Origin of the sequence: Peribacillus sp. NPDC096448 (assembly GCF_044762675.1) — a bacterium.
In the GTDB taxonomy this organism is placed as follows: Bacteria; Bacillota; Bacilli; order Bacillales; family DSM-1321; genus Peribacillus; species Peribacillus frigoritolerans_B.
The window spans coordinates 181,109-195,742 of sequence record NZ_JBIWEU010000006.1 but is presented as its reverse complement, the minus strand read 5'-3'; the positions used below and the strand labels follow the sequence as shown (position 1 = coordinate 195,742).

At 42.8% G+C, this 14,634-nt stretch carries 15 protein-coding genes; 8 read left to right on the top strand and 7 right to left on the bottom strand.

Translation table 11 applies throughout. The features are described from left to right. Positions 1-94 precede the first annotated feature (94 nt). Positions 95-1,270 (top strand): MalY/PatB family protein, encoded by a 1,176-nt coding sequence (locus tag ACIQ0C_RS12740; protein WP_403060345.1) that lies wholly within the window; start codon positions 95-97, stop codon positions 1,268-1,270. A 40-nt stretch (positions 1,271-1,310) separates the two neighbouring features. Here ACIQ0C_RS12740 and ACIQ0C_RS12735 read toward each other — a convergent pair whose 3' ends face one another. Further along, complete coding sequence (locus ACIQ0C_RS12735; RefSeq protein WP_403060342.1) at positions 1,311-2,066, bottom strand: TraR/DksA C4-type zinc finger protein; 756 nt, start codon at positions 2,064-2,066, stop codon at positions 1,311-1,313. Positions 2,067-2,206: 140 nt separating this feature from the next. Between ACIQ0C_RS12735 and ACIQ0C_RS12730 the strand changes: the two genes are divergently transcribed. Then, positions 2,207-3,064: a manganese catalase family protein gene (locus ACIQ0C_RS12730; protein ID WP_402836161.1), complete on the top strand. Its 858-nt coding sequence runs from the start codon at positions 2,207-2,209 to the stop codon at positions 3,062-3,064. 39 nt (positions 3,065-3,103) lie between these two features. Here the strand turns inward: ACIQ0C_RS12730 and ACIQ0C_RS12725 are convergent, their stop codons facing one another. The 4 genes from ACIQ0C_RS12725 to ACIQ0C_RS12710 all read right to left on the bottom strand — a co-directional run bounded on the left by ACIQ0C_RS12725 (position 3,104) and on the right by ACIQ0C_RS12710 (position 5,353). Then, complete coding sequence (locus ACIQ0C_RS12725) at positions 3,104-3,718, bottom strand: PH domain-containing protein (protein WP_048687662.1); 615 nt, start codon at positions 3,716-3,718, stop codon at positions 3,104-3,106. A gap of 41 nt (positions 3,719-3,759) precedes the next feature. Next, complete coding sequence (locus tag ACIQ0C_RS12720; RefSeq protein ID WP_403060339.1) at positions 3,760-4,242, bottom strand: GNAT family N-acetyltransferase; 483 nt, start codon at positions 4,240-4,242, stop codon at positions 3,760-3,762. 161 nt (positions 4,243-4,403) lie between these two features. Then, positions 4,404-4,628, bottom strand: coding sequence for a hypothetical protein (locus ACIQ0C_RS12715; protein WP_402836155.1), 225 nt, complete (start codon positions 4,626-4,628; stop codon positions 4,404-4,406). Between the two features lie 134 nt (positions 4,629-4,762). Beyond that, complete coding sequence (locus tag ACIQ0C_RS12710) at positions 4,763-5,353, bottom strand: peptidylprolyl isomerase (protein ID WP_403060336.1); 591 nt, start codon at positions 5,351-5,353, stop codon at positions 4,763-4,765. 178 nt (positions 5,354-5,531) lie between these two features. On the opposite strand from ACIQ0C_RS12710, the gene kapB reads away from it, so the two are divergent. Next, complete coding sequence (gene kapB / locus ACIQ0C_RS12705) at positions 5,532-5,918, top strand: kinase-associated lipoprotein KapB (RefSeq protein WP_402836151.1); 387 nt, start codon at positions 5,532-5,534, stop codon at positions 5,916-5,918. A gap of 40 nt (positions 5,919-5,958) precedes the next feature. Here the strand turns inward: kapB and kapD are convergent, their stop codons facing one another. Continuing rightward, positions 5,959-6,582: a 3'-5' exonuclease KapD gene (gene kapD, locus ACIQ0C_RS12700; RefSeq protein ID WP_403060333.1), complete on the bottom strand. Its 624-nt coding sequence runs from the start codon at positions 6,580-6,582 to the stop codon at positions 5,959-5,961. A 267-nt stretch (positions 6,583-6,849) separates the two neighbouring features. On the opposite strand from kapD, the gene ACIQ0C_RS12695 reads away from it, so the two are divergent. Then, positions 6,850-8,709 carry a transglycosylase domain-containing protein gene (locus tag ACIQ0C_RS12695; protein ID WP_403060330.1) on the top strand — a complete coding sequence of 620 codons (1,860 nt, stop codon included), beginning with the start codon at positions 6,850-6,852 and terminating at the stop codon, positions 8,707-8,709. A 390-nt stretch (positions 8,710-9,099) separates the two neighbouring features. Here the strand turns inward: ACIQ0C_RS12695 and ACIQ0C_RS12690 are convergent, their stop codons facing one another. Further along, complete coding sequence (locus ACIQ0C_RS12690; RefSeq protein WP_403060327.1) at positions 9,100-9,657, bottom strand: DUF5366 family protein; 558 nt, start codon at positions 9,655-9,657, stop codon at positions 9,100-9,102. A 334-nt stretch (positions 9,658-9,991) separates the two neighbouring features. On the opposite strand from ACIQ0C_RS12690, the gene ACIQ0C_RS12685 reads away from it, so the two are divergent. From ACIQ0C_RS12685 to ACIQ0C_RS12670, 4 genes are read left to right on the top strand one after another with little or no spacing between them, the layout of a single operon-like run. Continuing rightward, complete coding sequence (locus ACIQ0C_RS12685; protein ID WP_403060324.1) at positions 9,992-12,397, top strand: Na+/H+ antiporter subunit A; 2,406 nt, start codon at positions 9,992-9,994, stop codon at positions 12,395-12,397. Next, positions 12,394-12,816: a Na(+)/H(+) antiporter subunit B gene (locus ACIQ0C_RS12680; protein WP_034310256.1), complete on the top strand. Its 423-nt coding sequence runs from the start codon at positions 12,394-12,396 to the stop codon at positions 12,814-12,816. The genes ACIQ0C_RS12685 and ACIQ0C_RS12680 overlap by 4 nt, the downstream gene beginning before the upstream one ends. Further along, positions 12,816-13,157, top strand: coding sequence for a Na(+)/H(+) antiporter subunit C (locus ACIQ0C_RS12675; RefSeq protein WP_403060321.1), 342 nt, complete (start codon positions 12,816-12,818; stop codon positions 13,155-13,157). The genes ACIQ0C_RS12680 and ACIQ0C_RS12675 overlap by 1 nt, the downstream gene beginning before the upstream one ends. After that, on the top strand, positions 13,150-14,631 hold the full coding sequence (locus ACIQ0C_RS12670) for a Na+/H+ antiporter subunit D (protein WP_403060318.1): 1,482 nt from the start codon (positions 13,150-13,152) through the stop codon (positions 14,629-14,631). Before ACIQ0C_RS12675 ends, ACIQ0C_RS12670 begins: the two co-directional genes overlap by 8 nt. Positions 14,632-14,634 lie beyond the last annotated feature (3 nt).

Sequence of the window (14,634 nt, the reverse complement as noted above, 5' to 3'; positions counted from 1 at the left end):
CACCTGCTCAATATTTTCAAAGAACATGATATCATAGTATCATAACAACAGGCTTTTCGCGAAGACGACAAATTTTTATTCGGTGGTGGATATTTTGAACAAGTCAATTTTTGAAGAACAAATCAACAGGGAAAATTCAGGGTCTGCAAAATGGGATAAAAACTTCCTCACATCCTTATATGGGCGCGAGGATGTTCTGCCAATGTGGGTTGCCGATATGGACTTCCCATCTCCTGAGGGCATTCAAAAGGCATTGATGGAACGCTTGAATCATCCAATTTTCGGCTATACCGTCCCTTCTGAAACGGTTTTCACTGAAATTCAAAGCTGGCTTAAAGACCGGCACTCCTGGCAAATCGATAAGAAGTGGATTTCATTCAGCTCCGGCGTCGTTTCCGCAATCGGTACAACGATCCAAGCATTCACGAACCCGGGGGATAAAATACTGTTACAATCTCCCGTCTATACCCCATTTTTTGATATGATCAAAAATAATGACCGGGAAGTGGTCAATAGCCCCCTTATCATAGAAAAGGACCGCTTTGAGATTGATTTCACCGATTTTGAGGACAAGCTGAAAAGCGGAGTGAAACTATTCCTTTTTTGCAGTCCGCATAACCCTGGTGGACGCGTTTGGACAAAGGACGAACTCTTACGGATCGGGGATCTATGTGAAAAATATGATGTAGTCATCGTCAGTGATGAGATACATGCTGACTTATTCCATACAACATCCAGGCATTATCCGATCGGCTCGCTTTCAGAAAAATTAGCGGATATGACCGTTACATTGATGGCGCCAAGCAAAACATTCAATATTGCCGGCCTTCAGGCTTCATTCCTGATCGCCAGTAATGAAAGATTGCAGAAGCAATTGCAAAAGGCGCAAACGAAACTGGCCTTCCATGGTCTTAACATCTTTGCCTTAACAGCAATGGAAGCCGCGTATCGGGAGGGCTTGGAATGGCTTGAAGACATGATTGGCTACATTGAGGAGAATATAAAAGTGGCTGAGAAATTCATTGCAGCCGAAATTCCTTCACTGCATGTCATGCATCCGGAAGCCTCTTACCTTTTATGGATTGACTGCCGTGACCTTGGATTGAACGACAAGGAAATTAAGGATCGACTGATCCATAAAGGGAAGCTTGCGCTGGAGCCTGGTTCTAAATACGGACCTGGCGGAGAAGGTTTCGTCCGAATGAACCTCGGTTGTTCGCGCAGCGTCCTGATGGAAGGGCTAAACCGTTTGAAATTGGCTTTTTCTTAAACAAAAGAAGAACCAGGCTTAGAATCCTGGTTCTTCTTTTTCAATCTTTTTCTTCATCGACATAAGGGTCATGCTCATATCGAGGCAAATCCCCAAACGAGGTTTGAATATCTTCTTCAAAAAGTTCTTCCTTCAATTCTTCATATTGGGAGTTCGGATAAACCGTTATCTCTTTACCGTATATATCCACACCAACGAAATTTTCATAATTTTCGACATACCCGACATTTTCTTCGGACTCGACATACATATCTTCGTAATCGTTTGGCGGATTTATAAAATCGGAAGGCGATTCAGATGTTCCATAACTGGCAACATCCTGCCAAGAATCTTCCGCATCGTATGCAACCGATTCATGCCGGTCGTCAAAATCAAACCTGCCAAACGGCGGTCCCAACACTTCCTCTTCGACCGGCCGATTGCCCGAAGTTTCCTGTGATGGGGTATGCTCGACACAATAAGTCGTTGTAGGGATTGCTTTTAAACGTTCAAGAGGTATTTCCTTTGAACAAACCTGGCACTTTCCATACTCACCTGCCTCGATGGCAGAAAGAGCCCGTTCAATATCCCTTATTTCATCCCGATCATGCTCGGAAAGGGCCAAATCCTTTTCCCGTTCATATAACTCGGTTCCTTCATCACCGGGATGATTATCGTAACTCGATAACTCACCAGTCGAATCCTCCAGGCTTCTTCTTAAATCGTGGTTGCCTGAATCACTTAATCGCTCTTCCAACTCTTGTTTCGTTTGCTGCAATTGCTGTTGAAATTCTTTTAGCTGCTGATTGGATAGCATGTGCAACATCCTTTCAAAATCGTTCTTCCCTCTAGTATTTCTCTCTTCCCGACATTCCATAAAGGTACTTTTTACCTTAGGAATAATTTAATTCAGATAACAGAAGCTAACTTAGAAATTAATTTAAGGAGGACTTTCATTTGTATTTCTATAAAGAAGACCTAATCAATATGATCGTTCCCGATAAACCTGATCCAAATGCAGCAAAAGTGCTTCAGGAAACGCTTGGAGGGCAATTCGGTGAAATGCGGACGATGATGCAGTATTCTTTCCAAAGCGCCAACTTCCGCGGCAAGGCTAAACAATATCGCGATTTAATCCGCGGAGTTTTCTTGGAGGAACTGAGCCACGTTGAACTTGTCCAATCAACCATCAATCAGCTGCTGAATGGTGCTGGCGGGGATATGCCTGGAGATGTCGCTATCGATGGCGCCCCATTGGATGAAGTCATCAAAGGCGGTGCAAACCCCCACCATTTCATCATCGGTGCGAAAGCATCCCTGCCCGTTGATGCTGGCGGCAATCCATGGAACGGATCATGGGTTTATGATCACGGCAATCTTGTGGCGAACCTTTTGAACAATGTCATTCTTGAATCCACGGGAGTCCTGCAAAAGTCCAGGATTTATGAAATGAGTTCCAATAAATCAATGCGCGAAACACTGGCATTTTTAATGGTTCGCGACAATGCCCATCAAAATGCATTTGCCAAGGCATTGGAAACGCTTGGGGTCGACTGGGGAAAAATCTTCCCTGTACCTAATTATGATTTGAACAAATATCCTGAATGCCGCAAATATGTGGATTTAGGCTACCATAATGCCCAATTCAATTTCAGGATGGATCAAACTCGAATCGGCGAGATTTTCCAAGGGGAGACACCGAGCCGAAATGGCGGAAACCTTGCTGTTACCGAGCCTCCAAAAGGATTCCCGGTCCCTGAAATGCCGGATATGCCAAATGAACATAGCCCTGGATTAAGTGATTTGAACAATTAAAAAAGAAGGCGGACACATCATGTGTGTTCGCCTCCTTTTTTAATTATTGATATATTTTTCAAAAACAAAGCCAAAATCTTTCACATGGTACTTTTTCCGGCTGTCCATCAACCATTCGAAAGCGGCGGAATTAATTTCCTTGAAACTTGCAGCCATTTGGCTTCCATCAGTGCGTACCTGGTTCAAAGTGGAAGAAGCAAGGTTTACGCTTTGCTGGGCATATTGAAGGGCAAACTCATTCTCATGGCAAATTTCCGATATTTTCACGAGTGATTTGAACAAGTCTTTTAATTCTTCAATGAATTTCTTATGGACATCAATGGAGAAAGTCTTTGCACCGATCGAAAATTTAATTTCCGCATCCAAATCCACTGTCCCTGCGGTTTCAAGCGTGGCATTGGAAATAGTATACTGGCTGTAGCTATATCTTGTAAGTGTACGCTTTTTGCTAATGGCACTTGTGCCGTCCAAATGTATGAACGCTTGATTCGTGAAACAGTACTCATCGGTTTTCGATTTAATCAGGAAATAAATTTTTTCCCCATCTTCATGCATGATATAGTCATCTGCATCCACCTTGTCATAATCTGCAGGACTAATAACACTTCCAATATCACTAAGACCAAGGGCATCAGCCGCCATTTTCTTAAACATAACCATTCCCCCTATTCAATATCCAGGTGAATTTCACCTTATTATATGCATTTCTCCAGTATTATCTCGTCTCGGATCGGAATTCCATCAAAACTGTAAAATGGTATTTCCGGCTTGATTTTCCGTGATTCTTCCACGGCATTTTTTATGATTTCCGAAATGACATAACCACGCTTTTGAAAAAACTTCAACGCCTGTAGATTATCATTCGTTGTAATCGCTTTAATAGTATGGCAATTTTTTTCCTTAGCGATATTTTCCATCACATAAAGCAATGACGAGCCCACACCTTGATTCTCATGCTCACTGTTCAAAGAGATGATCTGACATACATGGTCGGATAATTTGTATGTTCCCAACCCCGTGATTTTTTCATTCTCGTCCATCACCCCAAAACCCTCAAGTTCCGCATAATGAAACAAGCCTCTTGAAAAAACGACTTGAGTCGTCTCCCAGTGCTGAATGAAAAAATCCTTGACCGTATCTGCCGCAATCATTCTTTTAGCTACGATTTGCATAACCATTTACGCCCCCAAAATTTCTATCTCTATGCTTATAGTATAAAATGCTTATGCTGAGAAGGGAACATTTAATTCTTTACTACCTTCTAACAAAACATAATACCATTCATATTCAGATAATCAATATCAAAAAACGGGGCTCGAGATGCAGGCATCTTCCGGGATCAAGAAAGAGTATCATCCTTTATACGCTGGTTCCTTCTGGTGACCTCATCTTCGAATTGCTTCGTTTTCAATTCTTCCTTCTTTGAATATCTAATAATAGCCCTCATCGTAAAAACGGCTGCCACTAGAAAAATGAAGCAAGTTATACCAGCCGAAATATATTCAGTCTTGTCTTCCGGAAAGTAAAGAAACAAACCTAGTAAAGCATGATTGAGAAAGTCCATCCGCTACATCCTTCCTGATAGGGAATTAAACTGCATTCTCTCATTATATCAATTACCAGAACAATCCACTAGTGGGCCTAATCCACTAAAACCTAAAAAAAAGAGAGGCACTGAGCCCCTCGCTTCGCTTTTATTTATAAAATGGCGATCCCTTTAATGACTACATCCACTGCTGGCTTATCGCCCGCAACTGTCTCTACGTTAGCAATCGAATCAACAACGTCCATGCCTTCGACCACTTGTCCAAAAACAGAGTGTTTATGATCCAGCCACGGTGTGCCTCCTTGTTCCATATAAGCACTGATGATTTCTTCCGGATAACCGGCTTGCTTCATTTGCTCACCCATCCTGCTGTCCACATGCGGGGCTTGTACGACGAAGAATTGGCTGCCGTTTGTTCCCGGGCCTGCATTAGCCATGGAAAGGGCTCCGCGCAAATTGAATAATTGCATGGAGAACTCGTCCTCAAATGTAGCTCCCCAAATACTTTCACCACCCATTCCAGTCCCTGTCGGATCTCCGCCTTGAAGCATGAAGTCCTTGATGACACGGTGGAAGATGATTCCTTCGTAATAGCCGTTTTCAGCATGTGTCAGGAAATTTTCCACTGTCTTCGGAGCCAGTTCAGGGAATAATTTAATTTTAATATCGCCCATCGTCGTTTGCATGATGACCGCTTTTTCATTTTCCAAAACTTCACTTGTTAATTGTGGAAAGTTTGTCATTGTACATAACCTCTTTCTTTTTAAAATAAAATGGCATGAAACACCATTTTTCATCTTCATTTGTACACTTTACACGATTTTCATAAAAAAAGCATCTTTACGAAATTGAAGAAATTCGCTGTGAAAAATCGTTGTTCTTATGTATCATGAAGGAAGTTAAAAGAAAGGTGGTAGGGAAATGTCAGAACAGGATTTTAAAATCGGCGATAAGGTTACCGCCATATATAAAACTGGAAAATACATCGGGGAAGTCACCGATATCAGACCTGCTGCATATCTTGTTAAAGTGTTGGCTGTCTTGAAGCATCCCATGCAGGGAGATCTTCATAACCCGAAGCAAACGGAAGTGTCCATGTTCCATCAGCGGCGTGCTCTTGCATTCCGGGAGCAAACCAATGTACCAAAGAATATGGTAAGGACTTTCGATGGGGAGATTCCTGAGTATAAGGAATCCTTAAGAGAAGCTGTTGAGAAAATGAAAGGCACTTTAAGCGAAGCCCAAACAGAGTGGAATGATAAAAGCTTACAGTTGCTTGAAGATCTAGCGGCGGATTATTTCAAATAAAGCATGATAAAAGCCAAATCAGTAGTATATGATTTGGCTTTTATAACGCTAAATGATTCAATACCTTTGATAAATCAATGCGGTCGCCAATTGTCGTCGGTTCATGATTTTTCATATAACTTTTATCCTTCTCCACTAACTTAAAGATATTATATGTCGTAATCGCATCATCCAGCGCCCTGTGATGCTTGCCTGTCCCTTCTTTGCCATAGGCCTGTACAGCTTTCCAAAGTCCGGTTTGATTTTGATCCCCGAAAAAGCGTTTATACTCCAGGCAAAGATCATTTTCTTTCCCTGAAAAAGGGAAATCCAATCCTGCTTTCTGACAATTCTGTCGAAGCACCTTCATGTCCATATTTCCCCACGTAACAATCGTCGTCGGGTGCTGCTCATCTATTTTCTTCAATAACACAACCAGTTCTTCAAATGAAATCCCCCGGTCCACCTGATCCTGGGTAATGTTCAAGAACTTCTTGCATCTTCCCGTTAAAACTGGAAATTTCAATGGGTTAACAAAAGATGAGAATTGTTCCTCAATGGTCCCATTAATGACAGTGACTAAACCAACCTCAATGATTTCCGGATAAAACCCCTTTGGATTGGCTTTTCCTTCCGGCATCGTAAATTCAAAATCAATGAATACATATTGCTGTTGTTCCTCCATTTTTATGACCCCCTTCATATTCCTGACATTAAACAAACATGTTTTTTTCTCACGAGATTATTATAACAGAAGATTTAGAAAGTTATTTCTTTGGATCGCAACACACCATTCGGATACCGCTCCTGCCGTCATACCTAATTTACCCAAAACTCTTTATTGTCTACCTTTTTTGGATTATGATGGATGAATGAACCAAAAGTACCATTTTTTCATCCCTTCATTCCAAGGACATACATACTAAAAATATATTAGTTAGGAAGTTGAACTATGCGCACGTATCTTGGTTATATCACGATTTCCCTCTTAGTTCCCGTCTTGATCCTTTTCATTTTCCTTTCCTATCAGGAGTGGTCCTTAGCGCAACCTCCCTATCATGTACTCGACGAGCGAATTCCGGTTGAATCGATAGAACTGGCTCAGAATAGTTACATAAAGGCGGCAAATGGAAAGGTCATCAGTGAAATTTCCACAGGTGAGAAACGGACTTACTTAAAACTTGAAGACATCCCCCTTTTCCTGGAAAACCTGTTCATCGTTACAGAGGACCAGAAATTTCATGATCATGCAGGAGTCGACCTTTCCGGCATAAGCAGGGCGCTTCTTATCAATTCACAAAATAAAACAATCGAACAAGGCGGCAGTACCATTACCCAGCAACTGGCCAGGAATGTTTATCTATCACATGATAGGACATATAACCGAAAACTCAGTGAACTCATTTATGCCTATCAGATAGAGCGAAAAAAATCAAAACCGGAAATCATGGAGCTGTATTTGAATGCCAAATATTTCAGTAATGGAGCTTATGGAATCGAAGCTGCTTCCCAATATTATTTCAGTAAACCGACTGGAGAGTTAACCAAGGCGGAACTTGCTTTCCTTGCCGCAATCCCTAATAATCCGGAAAAATATAATCCCCTTGAACATTTCGATGCGACGAAAAAGCGTCAGGAGAGATTACTGGAACAAATGGTTGCCAATGGTGCTTTAGATCAGGCCGAGTACGAAAAGCTTATCAAAAGTACGATTAAATTAGACTTGTCCACCCCGGTCGACTTATATCGCGATTACGTGACATATGTTCATCAGGAATTGAAAAACCTGGTGGCATCCTCCGAGGGTCTCGGCAAATCTCTGCAAAGCACTGATGTCGCTATACGCAATAAAGCGGAAGCTAAGCTGGATAAAAAGGTCAAAAAGCTTTTGAATTCCGGTGTAACCATCCATACCGCACTCGATACTAAACTGCAAACACAGTCAAAGACTGCTGTACAATCAAAAATCGGTGTCAATGATATCGAGGGAGCTTTAGTGGTTATACAGCATCATACGCACGAGCTTGTCTCTTTGATTGGGGGAAAGGATTATAAAAAAAATTCTTTCAATCGGGCATACCAAAGCTATAGGCAGCCAGGGTCAGCCATTAAGCCGCTTCTCGATTATGCTCCCTATTTAGAAGAAACGGATGCTGACATCAATCAGCTCGTTAGCGGAGCAAGCTATTGCAGCAATAGCTATTGTCCAAAGAATTATAGCGGCCGCAGCTACGGGATGGTCACACTAAGAACCGCCTTCGCTCAGTCCTATAACACACCCGCCATAAGACTTTTTGAAAAGACGGGGGTGGAAACGAGTTTCAAGTACCTGGATGCTTTCGACTTTAAAAAGGTCAGTAAAAAAGACCACCATACGAGTTTGGCCATAGGCGGATTCGAATATGGCATGAGTCCCCTTGAACTCACAAATGCCTATACTTCCTTCCATGACGGAAACTATCAGCCAGCGCGTGCCATTACTAAAGTCACCGATCAAGAAGGTAAAGTCCTTTATAAATGGAAAGACCGCTCCAAGGAGATATGGAACAAGGGCACCGTAGCCAAGATGCGGCAGCTGCTCCATGAAACGACCCTTTCCGGGACAGCCCGCAAAGCCTACTTTCCTACAGATTATGTCGGGGGTAAAACCGGTACGACCAATAATGTGAAAGACATGTGGTTTGTCGGGCTGACAGCAAACTATACAACAGGAGTTTGGATTGGAAGGGACAAGCCATCCAATCTACAATCCATTTATTCACATGCACCCCATGTATTGATTTGGAAAGATATCAGCCAGACTGCCGAGTGAAAAAAGAAGGTGCCGCAATGGCACCTTCTTAGTTTGTCAATAAAATGAGGTTCGGAATGGTCCCAATCCCTAACACGATTTGATCATGGAATTATTACTATGATTTTTTACTATTCCATATGGGATGAAAATAACAAGGGATGTTTTTCAGGGTTTGTAAAATTACGTTGAATTTCACTCCAGGCACTCGCTTTCCGCGGGCGGTCCGGGAGCCCCCTCGGCGCTCTTTGCACCTGCGGGGTCTCCCCTGGACCCGCTTTTCCCGCAGGAGTCTCGTACCTTCCGTTCCAATCAACTTTGTATTTGTTTTAGAACAAACTGTAGGCACACTCAATGATTATCAAGTTTATCCACAGTCTGTAAGGTGCCGATGATGGAACCTTCTTTTTGCTATATGGGAAGACTTGCAATGACGCTGTTATAAAGCTTCAATCCCGCATAAGCGACTATTGAAATCAGTGCCATCCAAACGAAGATTGGAAAGAAAACCAATCCCACTAGCCTCGACAAATTCAGGCTCGGGCTTAACTTGTTGACAAAATAAATTAAAGCCGCGACATTCGTTGCGATAAAGATCGCCCCAAGCCCGATGATGAATTGAACACTGAATAATGAACAGGCACCGCCAATCACATATATGACAGACCCCTTTCTTGCACTATTCAGGGCTTTACCCTCCGAATCCTTGGAAAAGAATAATAACGACAGCTCCAATATCGTATCGGAGATCAGCTTCAATGCAGCAAAAACCATGAAGAATAATAGGAGCAATACGATCAGCAGCGCCAGCTTGATGCCGGTTTCAGAAAAAAACTCCAGCATCCCTTGGTAGATTCCCAAATTCCCAAATAACTTGAGCATTTGCATTTCCCCATAAATGGCAAAGGAGAGGCCGAATAATAGGATTGAAATGATTGGTAAATAGCTAAGTAAATATGTGTTTTTCATGATTTCTCCACCCATGCGTCTTTTATCCTATATTATGCAAGATAATCCATGATTTCACAATGGATACACTGCTGATTCACCCTTGAAAAACTTTTTTTTATAAATTTTTCAGTACCGTTCCCCCTCCTTTTCTACCTATATATAAAACATCATTCAAGTTGGCCTTGACCGTTTTTAAAGCCATGCAAACCCACATAAATTGCGTTATACTTTTAAGCGAGGCAAGCATTCAATAAAAAAATACATATTCAACGAAGATTTCCTAACGTCTAGGATTACGCGAAAAAAGCATAATAAGACGACTGACTTCGTTTTTAAAAAAAGGGGGGAGTTTATGTCTTTACTTCATTGGGCGGTATTGTCACCGTTTCTATTAGCAATTATTGTACCAATATTGTACAAACTATTTCGACAAATACATACAGGATGGTTTGTATTGATTTTACCGATTCTCCTTTTCACCTATTTTTCAAGGTTCATTTCCTTGACCAAACAAGGAGATATCATTATTGAAAGCGCAACATGGATCCCTTCTCTCGGAATTGATGTTGATTTCTATGTGGATGGACTAGGGCTTTTGTTTGCCTTGCTCATTACAGGTATCGGTTCACTCGTCGTTCTGTATTCAATTTTCTATTTATCGAAGGAGAAGGAAAAGCTGAACCAATTTTACGTCTTCCTTTTGCTTTTCATGGGAGCGATGCTTGGTGTCGTCCTATCCGATAATCTAATTGTCCTTTATTCGTTTTGGGAATTCACGAGTTTATCATCTTTTCTATTGATAGGATATTGGAATGAGAGGGAGCGTTCACGTTATGGGGCGCAGAAATCCCTGCTGATTACTGTGCTTGGAGGCTTAAGCATGCTTGGGGGCATCATTCTCCTTTCCATTATGGGGAACACATTCAGCATACGGGAATTGATTGCCCAAGGTGGGGAACTTATGAACCACTCACTCTTCGTTCCTGCACTTTTGCTTGTGCTGCTTGGCGCGTTCACTAAATCCGCACAGTTCCCGTTCCATATCTGGCTTCCTGATGCGATGGAAGCTCCTACACCGGTCAGTGCTTACCTTCATTCAGCCACAATGGTCAAGGCTGGTATTTATTTGGTTGCCCGATTAAGCCCTGTTTTTGCAGAATCAGGATTATGGTTCTGGCTCGTTTCGATCGCCGGATTGATCACCCTGTTATGGGGCTCATTCTCTGCAATAAAGCAGACTGATTTGAAGGGGATTCTCGCTTTTTCCACCATCAGTCAGCTCGGATTGATCATGTCGCTTTTGGGACTTGGTGCGGCGGCACTCCACTATGAAACGTTGGGGAAAAATATATACTTGGCAGCCACGGTTGCCGCAGTATTCCACTTGATTAATCATGCGACTTTTAAAGGGAGCCTCTTCATGGTTGCAGGCATCATTGATCATGAAACCGGTACGCGTGATATCAGAAAGCTTGGCGGATTGATGCAGTTGATGCCGATCACTTTCACCGTCGCTGTGATTGGTGCTTTTTCAATGGCTGGACTTCCGCCCTTCAATGGTTTTTTGAGCAAGGAAATGTTCCTGGCCAGCATGTTGAATGTATTGGAATTGAATATCTTCAACATGGAGACATGGGGGGTCTTGTTTCCTGTGGTGGCATGGGTAGCCAGTGTATTCACTTTTATTTATAGCATGATCGTCGTGCTCAAACCCTTTACAGGAAAACTACAGTTACAGCTATTGGAAAAGAAGCCCCACGAGGCACCGGTCGGGATGCTGATATCCCCGATCATCCTTGCTTCGTTGGTCATCGTTTTCGGTATTTTTCCAAACTTGCTATCTTCATCAATCATTAAACCTGCGGTAGCCGGCATACAGCCAAGCTTGGCTGGACCGGATTTCCATGTCCATATCGCCTTCTGGCATGGATTCGAACCTGAAGTATGGATGACCATCGGCATCATAGCATTTGGAATTCTTTTATACAAAACGCTTCCGAAGTGGCAGAAAATCACTCAGTTCATTCCTGAACGTATCTCCCTGAATGCTTTGTATGATAACGGGGTAAAAGGGTTCGAACGCTCAGCTTCCTTCGTCATGAAAGTATTAATGACAGGTTCGATTCGGACGTATCTGCTTTCAATCTTCCTTTTCTTCATTCTTTCCTTGGGCTTTACGCTCTATTGGAAGGATGCATTTAAATTGGATGCAGGGAATTTTGCCCCGATCGGCATATATGAATTGGTATTGGCTGCGATCATCGTGATTGGCTCGATCGCCATTCTGTTTGCAAGATCTCGTTTAACTTCCATTATCATCTTAGGAGCCGTCGGTTATACGATTTCCCTATTTTTCGTTTTGCTGCGGGCACCGGATTTAGCCTTGACTCAGCTAGTCATCGAAACGATTTCGGTATCGCTGTTTTTGCTCTGTTTCTTCCACCTTCCGTTAATGGGAAGCAGAAAGGAAGAACGGATGACATTCAAGTTGAATAATGCCCTGATATCCATTGGTGTAGGAGTCATCGTGACATTGATTGCCTTATCGGCACATAGCAATAAACTATTTGATTCCATATCCAGTTACTATCTTGAAAATGCTTATAAGGAAGCAGGCGGGAAAAACGTCGTAAATGTCATTCTCGTTGACTTCCGCGGACTTGATACGATGTTTGAAATCAGTGTCCTTTCCATCGCTGCGCTCGGAATATTCGCGATGATCAAATTGCGTTTGACAGGGGGAAAAGATAAATCATGAAGCAAAATGACCTGATTCTCCAAACGGTTACGAAAGTCGCCGCCTTTGTTATCTTGCTGTTTGCGGTAGCCATCTTTTTAGGCGGGCATTATTCGCCAGGTGGCGGGTTTGTCGGCGGTTTAATGACTTCAGCCGCCATAGTCCTGCTGTTGCTCGCTTTCGACATTAAAACCGTCACCGGCATTTTGCCGATTGACTATAAGTTAATGATCGGTTCAGGCTTGTTCATATCAAGCCTGACCGTAGCCGGCGGGCTGGTGTTCGGGGTGCCCCTCATGACACATGTTTATCAATATGTTGATTTACCGCTTCTTGGGCACATCTCGCTTCATACCGCGGTACTTTTTGATCTGGGTGTTTATCTTGTGGTTGTTGGTGTAACGATGACCATTATTCAAACAATAGGGGAGAGTGAATAATGGAACTTTTAATGGCCATTGTCATTGGAATACTATTTATGTGTGCGACCTATTTAATGCTTTCCAAAAGCATATTAAGAATCATAATCGGTACCGGGCTGCTCAGTCACGGCGCCCACCTATTGATTTTGACGATGGGCGGTTTGAAAGGCGATTCCGTTCCATTGCTAAGTGATAAAGCTGCATTCTATGTCGATCCGCTACCACAGGCGCTTATCTTGACGGCGATCGTCATCAGTTTCGGAGTCACATCATTTCTGCTTGTACTTGCTTATCGGACCTACCAGGAACTCGGTACGGATGACATGGAAGAAATGAGAGGTACGGAAGCGAATGAATAATCTTACTTTCATGCCTGTTTTATGGCCGCTTTTCACAGGCATCCTTCTCATATTCTTTGCAAAAAAAATCAAGCTGCAAAGAGGGATATCGCTTTTTTCCTCTTTTATCGGAATTGTAATTTCCCTTTATCTAGTGTTTAAGGTCCATAGTCAAGGGATTTTGACTTTAGGCGTCGGCAGCTGGGATGCGCCATTCGGGATCGTGATCGTCGCAGATATGCTTTCTTCGCTGCTCGTACTGACCACGAATATCATTGGGTTTGCCATACTGCTTTATTCGTTTTACTCCATAGGGGAAGAACGTGAAAAACATTATTACTATCCTGTATTTCAATTTTTGCTGATTGGGGTAAACGGTGCCTTCCTTACGGGAGATCTTTTCAATCTATTCGTATTCTTCGAAGTCATGCTGATGGCCTCCTACGTCCTGCTTGTACTGGGAGGGACGAAAATCCAACTGAGGGAATCATTGAAGTATATCATCGTCAATGTACTATCCTCTTCCTTTTTCGTCATCATGGTGGCGTATCTTTATTCAGTCCTGGGAACATTGAACATGGCGGACATCAGCCAAAGGATAACGGAAGTCGACCAGCCTGGAATCATCTCGGTGATAGCGATTGGCTTTCTGATCGTCTTCGGTTTGAAGGGAGCCATTTTCCCGCTCTTCCAATGGCTGCCGGGTTCCTATTATGCTCCGCCCATTCCAGTGATGGCTCTATTCGGGGCATTGTTGACTAAGGTCGGAATCTATTCCATTTTCCGGACCTATACACTCATGTTTTATCATGACCAGGATTTCACCCATACTTTCCTTGGGATACTTGCAATCTTGACCATCATCATCGGTGTCATTGGTGCGATAGCTTATTCCGATGTAAAAAAAATCATCATTTACAATATCATCATCGCCGTCGGGGTTATCTTATTCGGCATCTCCGTCATGAATGAACAGGCCTTATCAGGTTCCATTCTTTATATCATTCATGACATGCTGATCAAGGCTGCACTCTTCCTGCTGGTCGGCATCATGGTCAAAATCAGCGGATCAGATGATTTGCGGGACATGGGCGGCTTGATCAAGCAATATCCGGCCGTTGCATGGACCTTTTTCATAGCGGCCATATCATTGGCGGGAATCCCGCCGTTCAGCGGTTTTGCCGGCAAGCTCCTTATTCTTCAGGGAGCTGCAGAAAAAGGGGCCTACTTGGGAATGGCAGTCGTCTTAATTTCAAGCTTGATGGTCCTATATTCCGTCATGAAAATATTCATGAATGGCTTTTGGGGAACTCCAAAAGCTGATTATGCCTTAACTAATGAAAAGGTTAATAAAATGCTGGTTCCTGCCGTTCTCCTTGTCATCATTTCCGTTTTATTCGGATTGGGAACAGAATCGGTGTACCCTTTCATTACACAAGCTGTAGATGCATTAATGAATCCCGAAATCTATAACAAAGCGGTTTTAAAGGAGTAGTGC